Genomic DNA, 16023 nt, shown 5'->3' with positions numbered 1-16023 from the left:
CTCAGGTCTTGCGGAAAGTCAGGTAGTGCGGCACGCGCCCCTCGCGCAGGGCTTTTTGTTCGTAGCGGGTAGAAATCCAGTCGCCCCACGGCTCTTTCCAGTCGCCGGGGCGTTCCGCCAGCCATTCGAACCCGTGGCGTGGCACCTGCTCAAGCGTCTGGCGCACATAGTCTTCGATGTCCGTGGCAACGCGAAAGATCGCGCCGGGCTTGAGCACCTTTGCCAGCGGCTCAAGATGTTCCGGCGTCACAAAGCGACGACGGTGGTGGCGCGTTTTCGGCCACGGATCAGGGTACAGCAGGAAAGCGCGGTCAATCGACGCCTCTGGCAGCACGTCAAAGATATCGCGTGCATCGCCGGGGTGGATCGCCACGTTATCGACACCCGCGCGGCGGATCTTGCCCAACAGCATCGCGACCCCGTTGATGTAAGGTTCGCAGCCGATGATGCCTACGTCAGGGTTTTGCGCCGCCTGATGCACCATATGTTCGCCGCCGCCAAAGCCGACTTCAAGCCAGACGGGCTTGCCGCCAAACAGCGTCGGCAGGTCTAGTGGTGTACGGTCGGGGTTCGCGTCCCAATCGACAGGACCGGGCGACAGCGCCTCTAGATCCTCTTCGATATAGCCTTTCTGGCTTTGCTTAAGCGATTTGCCTTTAAGGCGACCGTAGAAATTGCGGCGGGGGCGTTCAGGATGTGTCATGGCGCTGGCTTTAGCCTGCGCGGGGGACGGGCGCAACATTTCGCGTAATCCTGCGCCGCAAAAGCCAACGCGCCCCATGCGCAACGGCGGTGCCGCCCCTTTGAGGCGCAGCAAACCCGGAACGATCACGAAGACTTTACGTTGAGCTACAGGGTTCTACCTGACCAAGAACCGATAATAATGCAGCGGAGGACATGCGAATGCGGGAACTGGCAAGCCGACTAGGACTACGAACGGATCCCACGATATTCTTTGTTTCCGCCCTGTGTACCGCCCTATTTGTACTGGCTCTTGTCCTTGCCCCTGAACCTATCGGGGATGCGTTCGCTACAGGCCGCGCTTGGATCGTATCACATCTGGGGTGGTTCTTTATTCTTGGCGTCAACGTCTGGCTGGGCTTTCTGATCTGGGCCGCGATGAGCCGTCACGGCCATATCCGCCTTGGCCCGCGCGACAGCCGCCCCGACTATACAAACCTGTCGTGGTTCACCATGCTATTCGCGGGCGGCATCGGCACCGTGCTGATGTTCTGGGGCGTGGCAGAGCCGATCAGCCATTTTTCGGACCCGCCCCTGCCCGGCGTTGAACCTTTTACGGAACAGGCCGCACAAGACGCCATCTCTATCGCCACATACCACCTTGCGCTGCACACCTGGACGATCTTCGCGCTGCCCGGTCTTGCCTTTGCCTATTTCATCAACCGCTATGATCTGCCCGTGCGGGTCAGTTCGGTCTTTTACCCGCTGTTGAAAGAGCGCATCCACGGCCCTTGGGGCAAGGCGATCGACATTGCGTCGATCCTCGGCACGCTGTTCGGCGTCGCGGTCTCGCTTGGGTTGGGGTCATCGCAGATCGCAGCGGGTCTGTCGGCGCTATTTGGGTGGGACGACGGCGTGCCGCTTCAGGTCGGCATCCTGATCGCGCTGACAGCCGTAGCCGTGGTGTCTATCGTGGCGGGGCTCGACAAGGGGGTGAAGCTGCTGTCCAACCTCAATATCGGCATGGCCGTGGCGTTGATGGTCTTTGTGCTGGTGACCGGATCGACCCTGTTCCTGCTGCGCGGCATGGTCGAGACCTTTGGCCTGTACCTAAGCAACCTGCCACGGCTCGCCTTCTGGAATGATATGCTTGCCGATACCAACCCCTCGAATGGGGATTGGGGCTGGCAGGGCAGCTGGACGGTGTTCTACTGGGCCTGGACGGTCACGTGGTCGCCCTTCATCGGGCTTTTCGTCGCGCGGATTTCGCGGGGACGCACGATACGGGAGTTCGTCTTTGGCGTGCTGCTGGGGCCGTCGCTGTTCACGTTGATCTGGTTCTCGATCTTCGGCTGGCAAGCGATGGAGATTGACGGCATCGGCACCGCCGCGCGCACGGCTCTTGGCGCGCAGGCCGGTTCGCTGAGCGCCGCAGTGGCTGATTCCGTCCCGCTTGCCATGTTCGCGTTTTTCGAAAGCTTCCCTTTCGCCGATATTGTGCAGGGTATCGCCATACTGGTGGTGGCGATCTTCTTTGCAACATCCTCGGATTCCGCATCGCTGGTTGTCGACATGCTGTGCACCGGTTCGCCTGAACCCGGCCCCACCCGCCAGCGGGTGTTCTGGGGTGTGTCCGAAGGGCTGGTCGCCGCGATGCTGCTGATCCTTGCAGGCGATTTGGGGCTGACCGCTTTGCAACAGGTGATCACGGTCGTCGGCTTGCCCATCTTCCTGCTGGTCTTTGCGATGATCCCCTCGCTGATCAAGGGGTTCCGGACCGAAGATATCGACCACGTCTCTATCGGCAAACGCCCCGGTCTAGGGGATCTATAGCAGCCCCCACCAACGCAGAAGGGCAGCCCATTGGGGCTGCCCTTTCCTGTGCCATGACGCATGTGTTTACAGCGCAGCTTTTAGCGCATCGACCAGATCGGTCTTTTCCCAGCTAAAGCCGCCATCCGCTTCGGGTGCGCGACCAAAGTGGCCGTAGGCCGCGGTGCGTTCAAAGATGGGGCGGTTCAACTGAAGATGCTCGCGGATGCCGCGCGGTGTCAGGTCGATGATCTGGCGGATCGCCTTTTCAATCGCCGCATCCGTGACATCCGCGTCGCCACCATAGGTATCGCAGTAGATCGACAGAGGCTTGGACACGCCGATGGCATAGCTCAGCTGGATCGTACACTTTTCGGCCAGACCGGCAGCCACGACGTTTTTCGCCAGATAGCGCGCCACATAGGCGGCAGAGCGGTCAACCTTCGTCGGATCTTTCCCCGAGAACGCGCCGCCCCCATGCGGTGCCGCACCGCCATAAGTATCCACAATGATCTTGCGCCCGGTCAGGCCCGCGTCGCCGTCAGGGCCGCCGATGACAAAGGTCCCCGTCGGGTTCACCCACCATTCGGTGTCGGGGGTGATCCAGCCTTCGGGCAGAACCTGGGTGATATAGGGTTCGACGATGTCGCGGATGTCGGCACTGGTCTGGCCTGCATCGGCGTGCTGCGTCGACAAGACGATCGAGGACACGCCAACAGGCTTGCCGTCTTCATAGCGCACGGAAAGCTGGCTTTTGGCGTCGGGGCGCAATGTCGGCTCTGTCCCGTCTTTGCGCACCTCGGCCAGACGGCGCAGGATCGCATGGGCATAGTGGATCGGCGCCGGCATCAGCTCTGGCGTCTCGTTGGTTGCGAAACCGAACATGATGCCCTGATCGCCCGCGCCCTCTTCCTTGTCGCCTGACGCATCCACGCCTTGCGCGATATGTGCCGACTGCGGGTGCAGCAGGTTGGTGATCTCGCAGGTGGCGTGGTGGAATTCATCCTGCTCGTAGCCGATGTCCTTGATGCAGGCGCGGGCGATGCCGTCGATCTTGCCAAGGTATTCATCCAGCTTGTCCTTGTTCGACAGGCCAACCTCGCCGCCGATGACCACGCGATTGGTGGTCGCAAAGGTCTCCGCTGCGACACGCGCTTCGGGTTCTTCGGTCAGAAAGGCATCAAGTACGGCGTCGGAAATCCGGTCGCAGACCTTATCCGGGTGGCCCTCGGAAACGGATTCCGAAGTGAACGTGTAGTTTTTGCGGGACATTTAGTGCTCCAATAGATTTCTTAGCCACGTCAGGAAGCCGTTGTGGCCGATTAACGGGGCTTAGCTTTGCCTGCCCCTTTGGTCAAACTTTAAGTTGCGTCGTCGGCGCAGGATAACAAGGGCAAACCCCGCCAAAGTGATGAAAAGAAACGGCCATTCGCCCCATCTGCTATAGGGTGTCGCAGGGCGTGGAGCGGGCAGAGGGGCATCCAGAAAGCCTGCCTCGTTCAGGGCCAAACTCTTTGTGATGCGGCCCCAGGGGTCAATCATCGCCGAAACGCCCGTGTTGGCGACGCGTGCCATGGGCAGACCTTGCTCTATCGCGCGCATCCGGGCCTGAGCCAGATGCTGCAACGGCCCCTGCCCCTTGCCGAACCACGCATCATTCGTGAGCTGCATCAAGAACGCAGGCCGCGCAGGTGCGGCGTTAACGTCCCGCGCAAAGACGGCCTCGTAGCAGATCAGGGGCAGCGCCTGGCCCAAGGGCCCCAGATCCATCAGCGCGGCCCCCGGACCCGAGGAAAACCCGCTGCCAAACTGCGCCGCCATGCCGCGCAGACCGATACGGCCCAACAGATCGCCAAAAGGGATATATTCGCCAAAGGGCACGAGGTGGTGCTTGTCATAGGTCTGCACAACCTCGGCGTCTGGCCCCAGCACCACGGCCGAATTGTAATAGGCCATGTCGTCACGCCGCTGCACCCCCAGCACCACAGGCGTACCGGCGGCGGCTTCGCTGATATAGGTCAGCGCGCCATGGGCCAAATCAAGCGGCCATGCGATGGCGGTTTCGGACCAGAGGATCAGATCAGGCGCCGCATCCCCCTGCGCAGACGGCGCAGCTGTCAGCGCCAACTGGCGATCAAAGAATTCGGGGATTTTGACGGGGTCCCATTTGTCTTTCTGCGCCGCGTTCGGCTGCACCATACGGATCATATGGTCGGTAACCGGAGCGTCGCGCCCTCCAAAGGGCACCGTCAACGCCGCCACGCCCAAGACCCGCGCGCCCCAGACAGCGCCCTGCCGCAGCAATGTGCCCCGCGCGCGCTGCACCATCGCCACAGCCAGCGCGACAAAGGCAAGGGTCATGCCGTAGGGCCCCACCAGCGCAAGCCCCTGCCCGGGCCAATGGTTGACCAAAGACTGAGAGAACATCCCCCACGGGAAGCCGGTGAACAGATAACCGCGCAGCATTTCGGCGGCGGGCAGGACGAAGATCAGCGGCCTGACCTGTGCCGACAACCGGCGGGACACGTAGAACGCCAAAGCCCAATACAAGGCCAAACCGCCCGTCAGCCCCGCCACAGCAAAAGGTGCCATCCAGGCATAGCGTTCAGGGTCGACCATGAAGGGCGATATCAGCCAAGACCATCCATGCAAGAAATAGCCAAAGCCAAAGCCCCAGCCGAGCGCTGCGGCCTGCCGAGGCGTCGCAGCAAAGCGGTAGATCAACAGAACAGCCGCAAGTGCAGCCAGCAAGACCAGCGGCAGGTCATACGGCGCCTGCCCAAAGGCGGCGACAACGCCCGCAAGCACCGCGGCCCCGAACCGCATCCAAGCGGCACTACGCAAAGTCATCAGTGAGATCCGGCCATACGCACGCGCAAACGCTTGATCCGGCGCGGATCGGCGTCGATCACCTCGAACTCGGGGCCATCGGGATGCACGACCACTTCGCCACGTGCCGGCACCCGTCCCGACAGCATGAAGACCAACCCGCCGAGGGTGTCGATCTCTTCTTCGTCGACATCATCGTGGTCGGTCAGCGAATGGCCAATCTCGGCCTCGAAATCATCCAGAGGCGTCTTGGCCAGCGCAAGGTAGCAGCCGGGCTTTTCGACCGTCCAATATTTGCCTTCGTCCACGTCGTGTTCGTCTTCGATCTCGCCGATGACCTGTTCGATCAGATCCTCGATCGTGACCAGCCCGTCGACGCCGCCGTATTCGTCAATAACCAGCGCCATATGGCGCCGTTCGGCCTGCATCTTGGTCAGCAAGACGCCAATGGTCATGGACGGCGGCACGAACAGCAAGGGACGCAGCATCGCCTGAAGGTCAAATTCGGTGTTTCGGCCATTAAATCCGTGGGTCAGAGCCAGATCCTTGAGGTGGGCCATGCCAACGGGGGTATCGAGCGTGCCGTCATACACCGGCAGGCGCGTCAGACCGCTGTCCTTGAACACGCCGACCAGCTCATCCAGCGTCGAGGTCACCGGCACGGCGGTGATATCCGCCTTGGGCACCGCCACATCATCCACCCGCATCCGGCGCAGGTTCATCATGCCGCGGGTCGACAGCCTGTCAGTCTGTGCCGCGGTGATCTCCTCCTCTTCCTCGTTGTCCGACGCGCTAAGTGCGCCCATGACCCGGGAAAAGAAGCCACCGGATTTCGGGGTGTCTTCGGTTTCTTCGGCCTCGGAGGCCGGTATGATGTCTTCCAACTGCGCGCTCTGCGCCGCCTCAGATGATCCGTCTGTGTCGCCCATCGGGTCCTGTCTTTATGTGTTTAGGCAGGCGGTTGCACTGCGTCGTCTCTATATGGGTCATCCAACCCCAATTTGCCAAGTATTTCTACCTCTAACCGTTCCATCAGGGTCGCATCCCCGTCCCGTTCGTGGTCATACCCCAACAGGTGAAGCAGCCCGTGCACGATCAAATGGGTCACGTGATCGGCCATCGGGCGGCCTGCGGCCTCTGCCTCGGCGTGGCAGGTGTCATATGAAATCGCGATGTCGCCCAGTTCCAGCATATTGTCGAACCCCGGCGTGACCGGCAGCGGAAGTTCGCCGTCGCGCGCGGCTCCGCGTTCGTCGGCGGGCCAGCTGAGCACATTCGTCGGCGTGGGCTTGTCGCGGAAATCTGCGTTCAACGTGGCGATATGTGCATCGTCGCAGGCCAGCACCGTCACCTCGGCGGTGTCGGCATCCAGCGACAGATGCGCCAAAGTGGCGCGCATCGCGCGGGGGCATAGGGTATCAAGGTCCAGACCGGCCCAACGGGGGTCTTCCTCTATCACGTCGAGCGCCTGCATCAGCGCCCCACCGGGGGCCAGCCCCCGGCCCCCCGGAGTTTATCTGGCAAAATGAAGCAGCCGGGCATCACGCGTGGCCTGCATCTGCTTCATAGGCTTCGATGATCGCGGCCACGAGCGGGTGGCGCACCACGTCTTTCGAGGTGAAGTAGTTAAAGCTGATCTTGGGGATCGTCTTGAGCAGCCGTTCCGCGTCTTGCAAACCCGATGGCACGCCGCGTGGCAAGTCGATCTGGGTCCGGTCACCGGTGATCACCATCCGCGAGCCTTCGCCCAGACGGGTCAGGAACATCTTCATCTGCATCGAGGTCGCGTTCTGCGCTTCGTCCAGCACAACAAAGGCGTTGGACAGGGTCCGCCCGCGCATGAAGGCGAGCGGCGCGATCTCGATCTTTTTCTCTTCGATCAGTTTGGCCAGTTGTTTACCGGGCAAGAAATCGTTCAGCGCGTCATAAAGGGGCTGCATGTAGGGATCGACCTTGTCCTTCATGTCACCCGGCAGGTAGCCCAGTTTCTCCCCCGCCTCAACGGCAGGACGCGACAGGATGATACGGTCCACGTGGCCCCCGATGAACATCGACACGCCGACGGCCACCGCAAGATAGGTTTTACCCGTACCGGCAGGGCCGATGCCGAAGGCCAGTTCGTTGTCGAACAGTGATTGCACATAGGCTTTCTGCGCAGGGGTGCGGGGTTCGACGCGTTTCTTGCGGGTCTGAATTTCGACGCCGCCCAAATTCGGCATCTCGATCTGGTCGCCCGGGCGCACCCCCGTCCCAGCCGCTGAATCGCCCATGCGTAGCAAACTGGTAACATCGGCGGGCTCCACACTGCGTCCGCCTTCCAGACGGGCGTAAAGCCCTTCGAGCACTGAGGCCGCGCGGCTGGTCGCGTCTTCCTCTCCCATCACCGACAGATGGTTGCCCCGACGCACGATCTGGACCTCAAGCGCCGTCTCTACGGCGGTCAGGTTGGCGTCATAGGGGCCGCAGAGATCGATCAGAAGCCGGTTGTCCGGAAATTCGAGCTGCTGCGCGTGAGAAGCGGGAGGCGTCATTGTGTCACTAGATGGCAAAGCGTTTTCCTAATTGGAGGTGTCTTTAAATTAATATGGGTCCCATATTCAAACTATGTACCCCTTTGGGCCGACAAAAAAGGGCCGGAGCGTAAAACGCGCCGGCCCGATCCTATGTGCAGGAGTGGTCGCAAGATCAGTTGGGATCTCGGACGCGCGAGCCGCCTTTGAAGTCGCCCGCCGTATATGTGGGCTGGGCCACGCCAGAGCAGACCGGCTTGCCGTATTTGTCCAGTCGCTGGCTCAGGTAGCCTTCGACGCCGTCGTCGATGATCCAGTGGTCGCAGCCGTTGGGATCGACCCAGATGCCGGCCTGAAGCTGGCTCAGGTGCTTTTTGTCAAAGCCACGGTCGACGGTTTTATCGGCGGGATAGCCCCGGCCTTCGTAGTCAGCGCAGGCACCCAGTGTCAGGGCGCAGGCGGTGACCATCATAATCTTAGCTTTCATCACGTTACTGTCCCCTTAGCGAATGCAGATGATTTCGACGCGGCGGTTCTTGGCCATACCGCCCGCTGTGCCATTGGACGCCGCTGGCATCCGTTCGCCATAGCCACGGACATCCGCGATGCGGGCCCCCGATTGCTGGGCGATGCTGGCAACCGCATTGGCACGGTTCAGCGACAGCTTCATGTTATAGGCATCCGACGCGCGGCTGTCTGTGTGCCCGCTGATGATATAGGACACGGCACCCGTGGTCTTGAAGAATTCAGCCAGACGGGCGCGGCCCTGCGGGTGCACACGGTAGCTGTCGGTGTTGAAAAACTGGTCCGTATTCATCACGCCGCAGACGTTACCCCGGCGGCAGACCGGAATACCCTGACGGGTGACATGCGGTGTCATATAGCCTTCGGCACCGTCATCCATGACCCAATGTTCACACCCATCGGGGTCAACCCAGATCGTTGGAATATACTGGCCCTTGTCGCGGCCCTGTTGAGATCTTGTTTGTGCATCGGCAGCAGATGCCTGAAGCACGAATGTTGCGGCAATCATCGTGCCCGCAAACAGCCGTAGCCCCTTGGAAATTGTATTAAACACAGCCCTCGTCCTTTTCTTACTGTCCCCCAGCCAGAAGACCCACAGATACCCCAGGCACCACGGTCGTCCGCTATATGTTGTGAGATTAAGAGGTAAACGCGCTTCTGTGAAGCGCGAATGCGGCCATATTTACTATATTACTGCCACACTTACGCCATTTTCCGGCCATTGCAGTCGTTTTGGTCTACAATCATTGCGGGCAAATCGCGACCGGTGACACCTAAATCTGACGCGCCGTCAGCGAATTGGTTTTGGCATCAACGATTCTGACGCGGACAACGTCGCCAATTTCGGCCTGCGCCTCGTCGATATGCACAGAGTGGAGGTATTCGGATTTCCCCACCATCTGCCCCGCCTCGCGGCCCGTTTTTTCGACAAGAACAGAAACATCGCGCCCCACCATGCTGTTCTGGATCTCGCGCTGTTGACCGGTGATCAGCCCTTGCAAGCGCTGGAGGCGTTCGTCGGCTATGGCGGCCTCTACCTGCGGGCGTTCGGCGGCGGGGGTGCCGGGACGGGTCGAGTATTTGAACGAATAGGCGTAGCCGTATTTCACCTCGCGGACGAGCGCCATCGTGGCTTCGAAGTCTGCGTCGGTTTCTTCGGGGAAGCCGACGATGAAATCGCCCGACATCACGATATCGGGGCGCGCGGCGCGGATGCGTTCGATCAGCCGCAGATAGCTTTCGGCGGTGTGGCTGCGGTTCATCCGCTTGAGGATACGGTCCGAGCCGGATTGCACGGGCAGGTGCAGATAGGGCATCAGCTTGTCGATCTCGCCATGGGCGGCGATCAGCGCATCGTCCATATCGTTGGGGTGGCTGGTGGTGTAGCGGATACGCTCCAGCCCGTCGATCTTGGCCAACTCCTTGATCAGGCGGGCAAGCGTGTAATCCGCCCCCTCTTCCCCCACGCCGTGATAGGCGTTGACGTTCTGACCCAGCAGGGTGACTTCGCGCACGCCGCGTTCTACCAGTTCGCGCGCTTCGGTCAGCACGCGAGTCGCGGGGCGCGAGACTTCGGCCCCGCGGGTATAGGGCACCACGCAGAAGGCGCAGAATTTGTCGCAGCCTTCCTGCACGGTCAGAAACGCAGAAGGCGCACGCGTCGCTTTGCCGCGGCCTTTCAGCTTTTCGAATTTATCTTCTTCGGGGAAATCCGTATCAAGCGCGGTTTTGCCAGAGCGCACGCGCGCCTCCATCGCGGGAAGGCGGTGATAGGATTGCGGCCCCACGACCAGATCGACGGCCGGCTGACGGCGCATGATCTCTGCCCCTTCGGCCTGCGCCACGCAGCCTGCGACGCCAATCTTCAGATCGGGGTTCAGTTCCTTAAGAGGCTTTAGGCGGCCCAGTTCGGAATAGACTTTTTCTGCTGCCTTTTCACGGATGTGACAGGTGTTCAGCAGGATCATATCGGCGTCAGCTGCGGTCTTTGTCTCGACGTAGTTATCGCCCAGAGACTCGGCCATACGTTCACTGTCGTAGACATTCATCTGGCAGCCGTAGGTCTTGATGAACAGCTTTTTTGGCGCGGTCATGGCAGGGTCCGTTGATCAAAGGTGCAAAAGCGCGGTCTAACAGCGCCAGCGTTCTCTTGCAATGCGTCCCGATTTGACAGATTTAGGGCACAGTACAAATAGAGCCGGGGTGTCATGCAGTACCGCAGTCTTGACCATTTTATCAGTGACAGCAAAGCGGTGCTGAGCAAGGGGCCTATTGCCCTCATCATGGTCGAGGACGCGATAGAGATCGAGACGACGCTGCGCCACCACCAGCAGCTTGGCTTTGCCACCGTTGTCGCCTTTATGCCCGCCAGCTTCGCGCTGGCCCGTGATGTCGCCGAAAGCAAAGGCGTGCTGCGCGTGGACTACGACATGGACCGCGAGGGCGCGCTGGAAAATGCCGTAAACGCCGTGATCGAGGCCGCACCGGGGCAATGGCTTTATACCTGCTACAACGCCGAATATCTGTTCTACCCTTTCTGCGAGACGCGCACCGTGGGGGAGTTGCTGGCCTTTCACACGGAAGAGCGCCGCGACGCAATGCTCACCTATGTCGTTGATCTTTATGCAGATGATCTAGGTGCCGCCCCGAACGCGGTATCGCTGGACAACGCCTTTCTGGACCGGTCCGGCTATTACGCGCTGGCGCGGCCTGACGGCACGCCGGACAACCATCCCAAGGAACGGCAGCTTGATTTCTTTGGCGGATTGCGTTGGCGGTTCGAGGAACATGTGCCCGCCGCGCGGCGCAAGATCGACCGTATCTCGCTGTTCCGCGCCAAGCCCGGCTTGCGGATGCGGGACGATCACACCTTCACGGATGAAGAATACAACACCTACGCCTGCCCGTGGCACCACAATATCACGGCGTCGATCTGTTCTTTCCGCACGGCCAAGGCGCTCAAGTCCAACCCGGGCAGCAGGGATAGTATCGCCAGCTTCAAATGGCACAACTCCGCGCCGTTTGAATGGCATTCTCGCCAACTGCTGGATCTGGGGTTGATGGAACCGGGGCAGTGGTTCTGAACGCACGGGACCGGTAAAAACCGTGCCCCAGACCGAACGACCCTAGCCCTTGCGGCGCAGACGGATCACCACATCGACCGAGGCGATCTCGGCCCCTTCGGGGGCGTCGGGCAGTTGCGCGATCACCAATTGGTCAGAGGGCGCATCGGACAGGCGTGCCTCATCCTCCCAGAAAAAGTGGGGGTGATCATGGGTGTTGGTATCGAAATAGCTTTTGGACCCGTCAACCGTGACTTCCTGCATCAGCCCCGCGTCGCAAAAGGCGCGCAGGGTGTTGTAGACGGTTGCCAGCGACACGGCATCGCCCTGCCCCTTGGCCGCGTCAAACAGGCTTTCGGCGGTGACATGGCGGTGCTGACCGTCGCCCACCAACAGATGCGCCAGCGTCATGCGCTGCCGCGTGGGGCGCAGGCCCGCCTTGGCAAGCCACTCAGAACTGATCTGCTGTGTTGTTTGGGTCATTGGCTATAAGTACCTCTCATGCGCTATATATAAGGGGCAATGGGGGCGGTTTTCAAACGGAAATCCGGAAACTCTTGCCAGCGCCGCCTTTCGCCGTCGCGTAAATGCGGTGTGCCTGCGCCCTTGCGGGCCTGCGGCGCGCAATGCTAAACCTGCCGGGATTTGAAATTCAGCCCTCAGGAGCCGCGATAATATGGCCGACTACCCCACCAGCTTTGACAAAGAAGCCCTGCTCAAATGCGCCCGTGGCGAGCTTTTCGGCGAAGGCAATGCGCAGCTGCCCGCCCCGCCGATGCTGATGATGGACCGGATCACAGACGTCTCCGCCGATGGCGGTGCCCATGGCAAAGGCCACATCACGGCGGAATTCGACATCACGCCGGACCTGTGGTTCTTTGACTGCCACTTCCCCGGCAACCCGATCATGCCCGGCTGCCTTGGCCTGGATGGTCTGTGGCAGCTGACCGGCTTTAACCTGGGCTGGCGCGGCTGGCAGGGGCGCGGCTATGCGCTTGGCGTGGGCGAAGTGAAGCTGACCGGCATGGTACGCCCTGACCGCAAGATGCTGACCTACAAGATCGACTTTACCAAAGCGATCCAGACCCGCCGCCTGACCATGGGCGTTGCCGATGGCATCGTCGAAGCCGACGGCGAAGTGATCTATCAGGTCAAGGACATGAAGGTCGCGCTAAGCGAGAGCTAAGCCCACCCGTCAGATCATCGCTCGGATCACCTTGCTGATCATCCAGACAGACTGATGACTTGATTTGTCGCCCCATAGGCGGCAAACGGGTAACGAACGTGCGGCCCCGCGACAAGCGTGCGGGCCGCGCAGCATCAAGAGGGCACCCGCCCCACACAGATTAAGGGAGTGCAGCCCATGCGCCGCGTCGTCGTCACAGGATTGGGAATTGTCTCGTCCATCGGAAACAATGCAGAAGAAGTTCTGGCATCGCTGAAAGACGGGACCAGCGGCATCGTCGCCAGCCCCGAAATGACAGAGCACGGCTTTCGCAGCCGCGTTGCAGGGACGCTCAAGATTGATGTGGCCGACCACATCGACAAACGCGCGCTGCGTTTCATGGGCGGCGGTGCGGCTTATGCCTATATCGCCATGCAGCAAGCCATCGCGGATGCGGGCCTGAGCGAAGACCAGATCAGCAACCCGCGCACCGGCCTTGTGGCGGGCTCTGGCGGGCCGTCGACATCAGCGCTGTTCACCGCACATAACGTGGTACGCGACACCGGCGCGACCAAGCGGATCGGACCGTTTGCCGTGCCGAAATGCATGTCCTCCACCGTCAGCGCGAACCTGTCCACCGCCTTCAAGATCAAGGGCATCAACTATTCCATCACCTCGGCCTGCTCTACCTCGCTGCATTGCATCGGCAACGCGGCGGAACAGATCATGCTGGGAAAACAGGACGTGATGTTCGCTGGCGGCGGCGAAGAGCTTGACTGGACGCTGTCCTGCCTGTTCGACGCCATGGGCGCGATGAGCAGCAAATATAACGACGCCCCCGAAACCGCGAGCCGCGCCTTTGACGCCAACCGCGACGGGTTCGTCATCTCGGGCGGCGGCGGTATGCTGGTGCTCGAAGAGCTTGAGCACGCCAAGGCGCGCGGTGCCACGATCTATGCCGAAGTCACCGGCTATGCGGCGACATCCGATGGTCATGACATGGTGGCCCCGTCCGGCGAGGGCGGCGAACGCGCCATGCGCTTGGCACTGGAAACCCTGCCCGAGGGCCGCAAGGTCGGCTATATCAACGCGCACGGCACCTCCACACCTGTCGGCGACGTGGGCGAGATCGAAGCGGTCCGTCGCGTCTTTGGCCAAGGCAGCACGCCCCCCGTCAGCTCGACCAAGTCGATGACCGGCCACGCCCAAGGCGCCGCCGGCGCGCTCGAGGCGATCTTCTGCCTGCTGATGCTCAAGAATGACTTTATCGCCAAGTCCATCAACGTCGTTGATCTGGACCCGAAACTGGACCCGTCCGAAATCGCGCTGGAGCGTGTGGACAATGCCGGCCTAGATTCGGTGATGACCAACTCCTTCGGGTTCGGCGGCACCAACGGATCGATGATCCTTTCCAAATTCCAAGAGTAAGGGCAGCAGATGTCAGACATGCTTAAAGGAAAACGCGGCCTGATCATGGGTGTCGCGAACGAACGCTCCATCGCTTGGGGCATTGCCAAGGCGATGGCCGAAGCCGGTGCGGAACTGGCGTTCACCTATCAGGGCGAGGCCTTTGGGAAGCGTCTCGAACCTCTGGCGCAGAGTGTAGCGTCGGACTTCATGGTCGATGTCGATGTCACCGACGACGCCTCGCTTGATGCCGCGTTTGACCAATTGGGCGCGCGTTGGCCAACGATCGATTTCGTCGTCCACGCCATCGCCTTTTCCGACAAGTCCGAGCTGACTGGCCGCTTCCTGAACACCAGTCGCGCGAACTTCAAGAACTCCATGGATATCTCAGCCTACTCCTTCATCGAGATCGCCCGCCGTGCGCACCCGCTGATGGTCGAGAATGGCGGCACCCTGCTGACGCTGACCTATATGGGATCCAACCGCGTGACGCCCAACTACAACGTCATGGGCGTGGCAAAGGCCGCACTGGAAAGCGCCACGCGCTATCTGGCGAATGATCTGGGCCCCGAAGGCATCCGCGTCAACGCGATCAGCCCCGGCCCGATGAAAACGCTTGCCGGTGCCGCGATTGGCGGGGCGCGCAAGACCTATAAGCACACCGACACAAACGCCCCCATGCGCGCCAATGCGACGTTGGAAGCGGTTGGCGGGACCGCGGTCTATCTGGCCTCGGATGCCGGGGCTTGTACAACGGGCGAGATCATCCGCGTCGACGGCGGGTTCCATGTGCTGGGGATGCCGCAAGCCGAGCATCTTTGACGGTACTGGCGGACCGGGGCGCTGCCACAAAGTTCTATTTACGGGGCTCTGCCCCGGACCCCGGGATTTCAGACCATTTGGAAATAGGGCGTCGCGTTTAGCGCAGGGGCGGGGTTTGGTAGAGCCAGACCTTCATGCCGCCATGGGCGATCGCAGGGCCTTGGGGTTTCCACGGCAGGCCCGTGGCTTTGGCCAAGGGCGGCTCGGACGTGACGAGGCCAACGCGCCAGCCTTTAAAGCGGGTCAGCAGCGTTTGGCCGAGCGTACCATAAAGCGGATAAAGCAGTTTCTTGTTGCCGATGCGCCCACCGTAGGGTGGGTTCACCATGACGAGGCCGGGGGGGGCATCGGGCGGGGTCAGCTCGCCCGCGGCGTGGTTTTCGAAGGTCACGGCATCGGCCACCCCTGCCCGTTCGGCATTCATACGGCTCATCCGGACGGCACCCGCGTCACGGTCAGAACCATAGAAACGCAGCGGCGTGGATGTGGTGGGGGTGTCGCGCATGGCGGCCCATTGGGCAGCGTCAAAGCTCGCGAGGTCTTCGAAAGCGAAATGGCGCGAGCGGCCGGGGTTGAGGCCCATGGCGATCTCGGCCGCCTCGATTACGAAGGTCCCTGAACCGCACATGGGATCGACCACCGTCTCGGTGCCCGTGTACCCCGCCTGACGCAGCATCAGATAGGCCAGGTTTTCGCGCATCGGCGCTTTGCCCACGGCTTCCTTGTGGCCGCGTTTGTGCAGCGCATCGCCCGAGGTATCGAGGCTGATGGTCACCACATTGTCGTCGATCCGGACCTTGAGCACGAGAGCCGCCTCGGGCGAGATCGTAACCCCGAGACTTTCGCGCAAGGCGGTTTCAATCCGCTGCGTCGCGGCACCGGCGTGATAGATTTTAGAGGCTTTCGTGGTCACCTGCACCCGTAGCGGCACATCGGCTCGCAGCACATCGCCCCAGGGGAACTTGCGCGCGCGCTTGTCCAGCTGCGCCAGATGGAACGCCATGAAGGACCCGATCCGCGCCAGCACGCGCGAGGCACCGCGCAGGTGCAGGTTCGCGCGCCAGACCTCGGGCCAGCCGCCCTGCACCGTGATCCCGCCGGGCGAGGCCACAGGATTGGCAAAGCCTTTCTCTGTCACCTCGGCGAGAAGCATGTCTTCCAGACCGGGGGTGGCCACGATAAAAATGTCGAAGGTGTTTTGACTGTCCAT

General features: G+C 61.4%; 16 protein-coding genes and 1 riboswitch. Of the genes, 5 read left to right on the top strand and 11 right to left on the bottom strand.

From position 1 onward, the window contains the following. Position 1: 1 nt before the first annotated feature. The gene (gene trmB, locus B4F27_RS13955) at positions 2–703 is read right to left on the bottom strand and encodes a tRNA (guanosine(46)-N7)-methyltransferase TrmB (RefSeq protein ID WP_235183805.1); all 702 of its coding nucleotides are present in this window, start codon (positions 701–703) and stop codon (positions 2–4) included. 200 nt (positions 704–903) lie between these two features. Here trmB and B4F27_RS13950 point away from each other — a divergent pair, with 200 nt between their 5' ends. Next, positions 904–2514: a BCCT family transporter gene (locus B4F27_RS13950; protein WP_286759922.1), complete on the top strand. Its 1611-nt coding sequence runs from the start codon at positions 904–906 to the stop codon at positions 2512–2514. A 66-nt stretch (positions 2515–2580) separates the two neighbouring features. Here the strand turns inward: B4F27_RS13950 and metK are convergent, their stop codons facing one another. The 8 genes from metK to miaB form a co-directional block, all read right to left on the bottom strand. Beyond that, positions 2581–3765, bottom strand: a complete 1185-nt coding sequence (metK, locus tag B4F27_RS13945; RefSeq protein WP_005849425.1) for a methionine adenosyltransferase — start codon at positions 3763–3765, stop codon at positions 2581–2583. 4 nt (positions 3766–3769) lie between these two features. Next, positions 3770–3817: riboswitch (SAM-SAH riboswitch) on the bottom strand. A gap of 8 nt (positions 3818–3825) precedes the next feature. Then, positions 3826–5343 (bottom strand): apolipoprotein N-acyltransferase, encoded by a 1518-nt coding sequence (gene lnt, locus B4F27_RS13940; RefSeq protein ID WP_286759921.1) that lies wholly within the window; start codon positions 5341–5343, stop codon positions 3826–3828. Continuing rightward, positions 5343–6251 carry a hemolysin family protein gene (locus B4F27_RS13935; protein WP_037944697.1) on the bottom strand — a complete coding sequence of 303 codons (909 nt, stop codon included), beginning with the start codon at positions 6249–6251 and terminating at the stop codon, positions 5343–5345. Before B4F27_RS13935 ends, lnt begins: the two co-directional genes overlap by 1 nt. Positions 6252–6271: 20 nt before the next feature. Then, complete coding sequence (gene ybeY, locus B4F27_RS13930; protein WP_286759920.1) at positions 6272–6796, bottom strand: rRNA maturation RNase YbeY; 525 nt, start codon at positions 6794–6796, stop codon at positions 6272–6274. 67 nt (positions 6797–6863) lie between these two features. Beyond that, positions 6864–7853, bottom strand: coding sequence for a PhoH family protein (locus tag B4F27_RS13925; protein WP_286759919.1), 990 nt, complete (start codon positions 7851–7853; stop codon positions 6864–6866). 154 nt (positions 7854–8007) lie between these two features. After that, positions 8008–8319 carry a hypothetical protein gene (locus B4F27_RS13920; RefSeq protein WP_005849430.1) on the bottom strand — a complete coding sequence of 104 codons (312 nt, stop codon included), beginning with the start codon at positions 8317–8319 and terminating at the stop codon, positions 8008–8010. Between the two features lie 15 nt (positions 8320–8334). Beyond that, a complete protein-coding gene (locus B4F27_RS13915) occupies positions 8335–8910 on the bottom strand; it encodes an OmpA family protein (protein WP_005849431.1) in 576 nt (191 codons plus the stop codon). A 220-nt stretch (positions 8911–9130) separates the two neighbouring features. Next, a complete protein-coding gene (gene miaB / locus B4F27_RS13910; RefSeq protein WP_286759918.1) occupies positions 9131–10450 on the bottom strand; it encodes a tRNA (N6-isopentenyl adenosine(37)-C2)-methylthiotransferase MiaB in 1320 nt (439 codons plus the stop codon). Between the two features lie 114 nt (positions 10451–10564). Between miaB and B4F27_RS13905 the strand changes: the two genes are divergently transcribed. Beyond that, a complete protein-coding gene (locus B4F27_RS13905) occupies positions 10565–11440 on the top strand; it encodes a glycosyltransferase family 2 protein (RefSeq protein ID WP_009825129.1) in 876 nt (291 codons plus the stop codon). 42 nt (positions 11441–11482) lie between these two features. Here the strand turns inward: B4F27_RS13905 and irrA are convergent, their stop codons facing one another. Then, positions 11483–11902, bottom strand: coding sequence for an iron response transcriptional regulator IrrA (gene irrA, locus B4F27_RS13900; RefSeq protein WP_005849434.1), 420 nt, complete (start codon positions 11900–11902; stop codon positions 11483–11485). 193 nt (positions 11903–12095) lie between these two features. Between irrA and fabA the strand changes: the two genes are divergently transcribed. The 3 genes from fabA (at position 12096) to B4F27_RS13885 (ending at position 14813) form a co-directional block, all read left to right on the top strand. Beyond that, positions 12096–12605 carry a bifunctional 3-hydroxydecanoyl-ACP dehydratase/trans-2-decenoyl-ACP isomerase gene (gene fabA, locus B4F27_RS13895; RefSeq protein ID WP_005849435.1) on the top strand — a complete coding sequence of 170 codons (510 nt, stop codon included), beginning with the start codon at positions 12096–12098 and terminating at the stop codon, positions 12603–12605. 177 nt (positions 12606–12782) lie between these two features. Next, positions 12783–14012 (top strand): beta-ketoacyl-ACP synthase I, encoded by a 1230-nt coding sequence (fabB, locus tag B4F27_RS13890; protein ID WP_005849436.1) that lies wholly within the window; start codon positions 12783–12785, stop codon positions 14010–14012. 9 nt (positions 14013–14021) lie between these two features. After that, entirely contained in the window at positions 14022–14813 is a 792-nt protein-coding gene (locus B4F27_RS13885; protein WP_074634663.1) for an enoyl-ACP reductase FabI, read from the top strand. A 97-nt stretch (positions 14814–14910) separates the two neighbouring features. On the opposite strand, the gene B4F27_RS13880 is transcribed toward B4F27_RS13885, so the two are convergent. After that, positions 14911–16023, bottom strand: coding sequence for a THUMP domain-containing class I SAM-dependent RNA methyltransferase (locus tag B4F27_RS13880; RefSeq protein WP_286759917.1), 1113 nt, complete (start codon positions 16021–16023; stop codon positions 14911–14913).

It is taken from the genome of Sulfitobacter sp. UBA1132 (assembly GCF_002311545.1).
In the GTDB taxonomy this organism is placed as follows: Bacteria; Pseudomonadota; Alphaproteobacteria; order Rhodobacterales; family Rhodobacteraceae; genus Sulfitobacter; species Sulfitobacter pontiacus.
The sequence above is the reverse complement of the archived record's forward strand: the minus strand, read 5'-3'. Positions and strand labels throughout refer to the sequence as shown.

Coding starts and splice junctions, on each gene's coding strand:
- trmB (WP_235183805.1), bottom strand. CDS start 703: ATGACACATCCTGAACGCCCCCGCCGCAATTTCTACGGTCGCCTTAAA.
- B4F27_RS13950 (WP_286759922.1), top strand. CDS start 904: ATGCGGGAACTGGCAAGCCGACTAGGACTACGAACGGATCCCACGATA.
- metK (WP_005849425.1), bottom strand. CDS start 3,765: ATGTCCCGCAAAAACTACACGTTCACTTCGGAATCCGTTTCCGAGGGC.
- lnt (WP_286759921.1), bottom strand. CDS start 5,343: ATGACTTTGCGTAGTGCCGCTTGGATGCGGTTCGGGGCCGCGGTGCTT.
- B4F27_RS13935 (WP_037944697.1), bottom strand. CDS start 6,251: ATGGGCGACACAGACGGATCATCTGAGGCGGCGCAGAGCGCGCAGTTG.
- ybeY (WP_286759920.1), bottom strand. CDS start 6,796: ATGCAGGCGCTCGACGTGATAGAGGAAGACCCCCGTTGGGCCGGTCTG.
- B4F27_RS13925 (WP_286759919.1), bottom strand. CDS start 7,853: ATGACGCCTCCCGCTTCTCACGCGCAGCAGCTCGAATTTCCGGACAAC.
- B4F27_RS13920 (WP_005849430.1), bottom strand. CDS start 8,319: ATGAAAGCTAAGATTATGATGGTCACCGCCTGCGCCCTGACACTGGGT.
- miaB (WP_286759918.1), bottom strand. CDS start 10,450: ATGACCGCGCCAAAAAAGCTGTTCATCAAGACCTACGGCTGCCAGATG.
- B4F27_RS13905 (WP_009825129.1), top strand. CDS start 10,565: ATGCAGTACCGCAGTCTTGACCATTTTATCAGTGACAGCAAAGCGGTG.
- irrA (WP_005849434.1), bottom strand. CDS start 11,902: ATGACCCAAACAACACAGCAGATCAGTTCTGAGTGGCTTGCCAAGGCG.
- fabA (WP_005849435.1), top strand. CDS start 12,096: ATGGCCGACTACCCCACCAGCTTTGACAAAGAAGCCCTGCTCAAATGC.
- fabB (WP_005849436.1), top strand. CDS start 12,783: ATGCGCCGCGTCGTCGTCACAGGATTGGGAATTGTCTCGTCCATCGGA.
- B4F27_RS13885 (WP_074634663.1), top strand. CDS start 14,022: ATGTCAGACATGCTTAAAGGAAAACGCGGCCTGATCATGGGTGTCGCG.
- B4F27_RS13880 (WP_286759917.1), bottom strand. CDS start 16,023: ATGGACAGTCAAAACACCTTCGACATTTTTATCGTGGCCACCCCCGGT.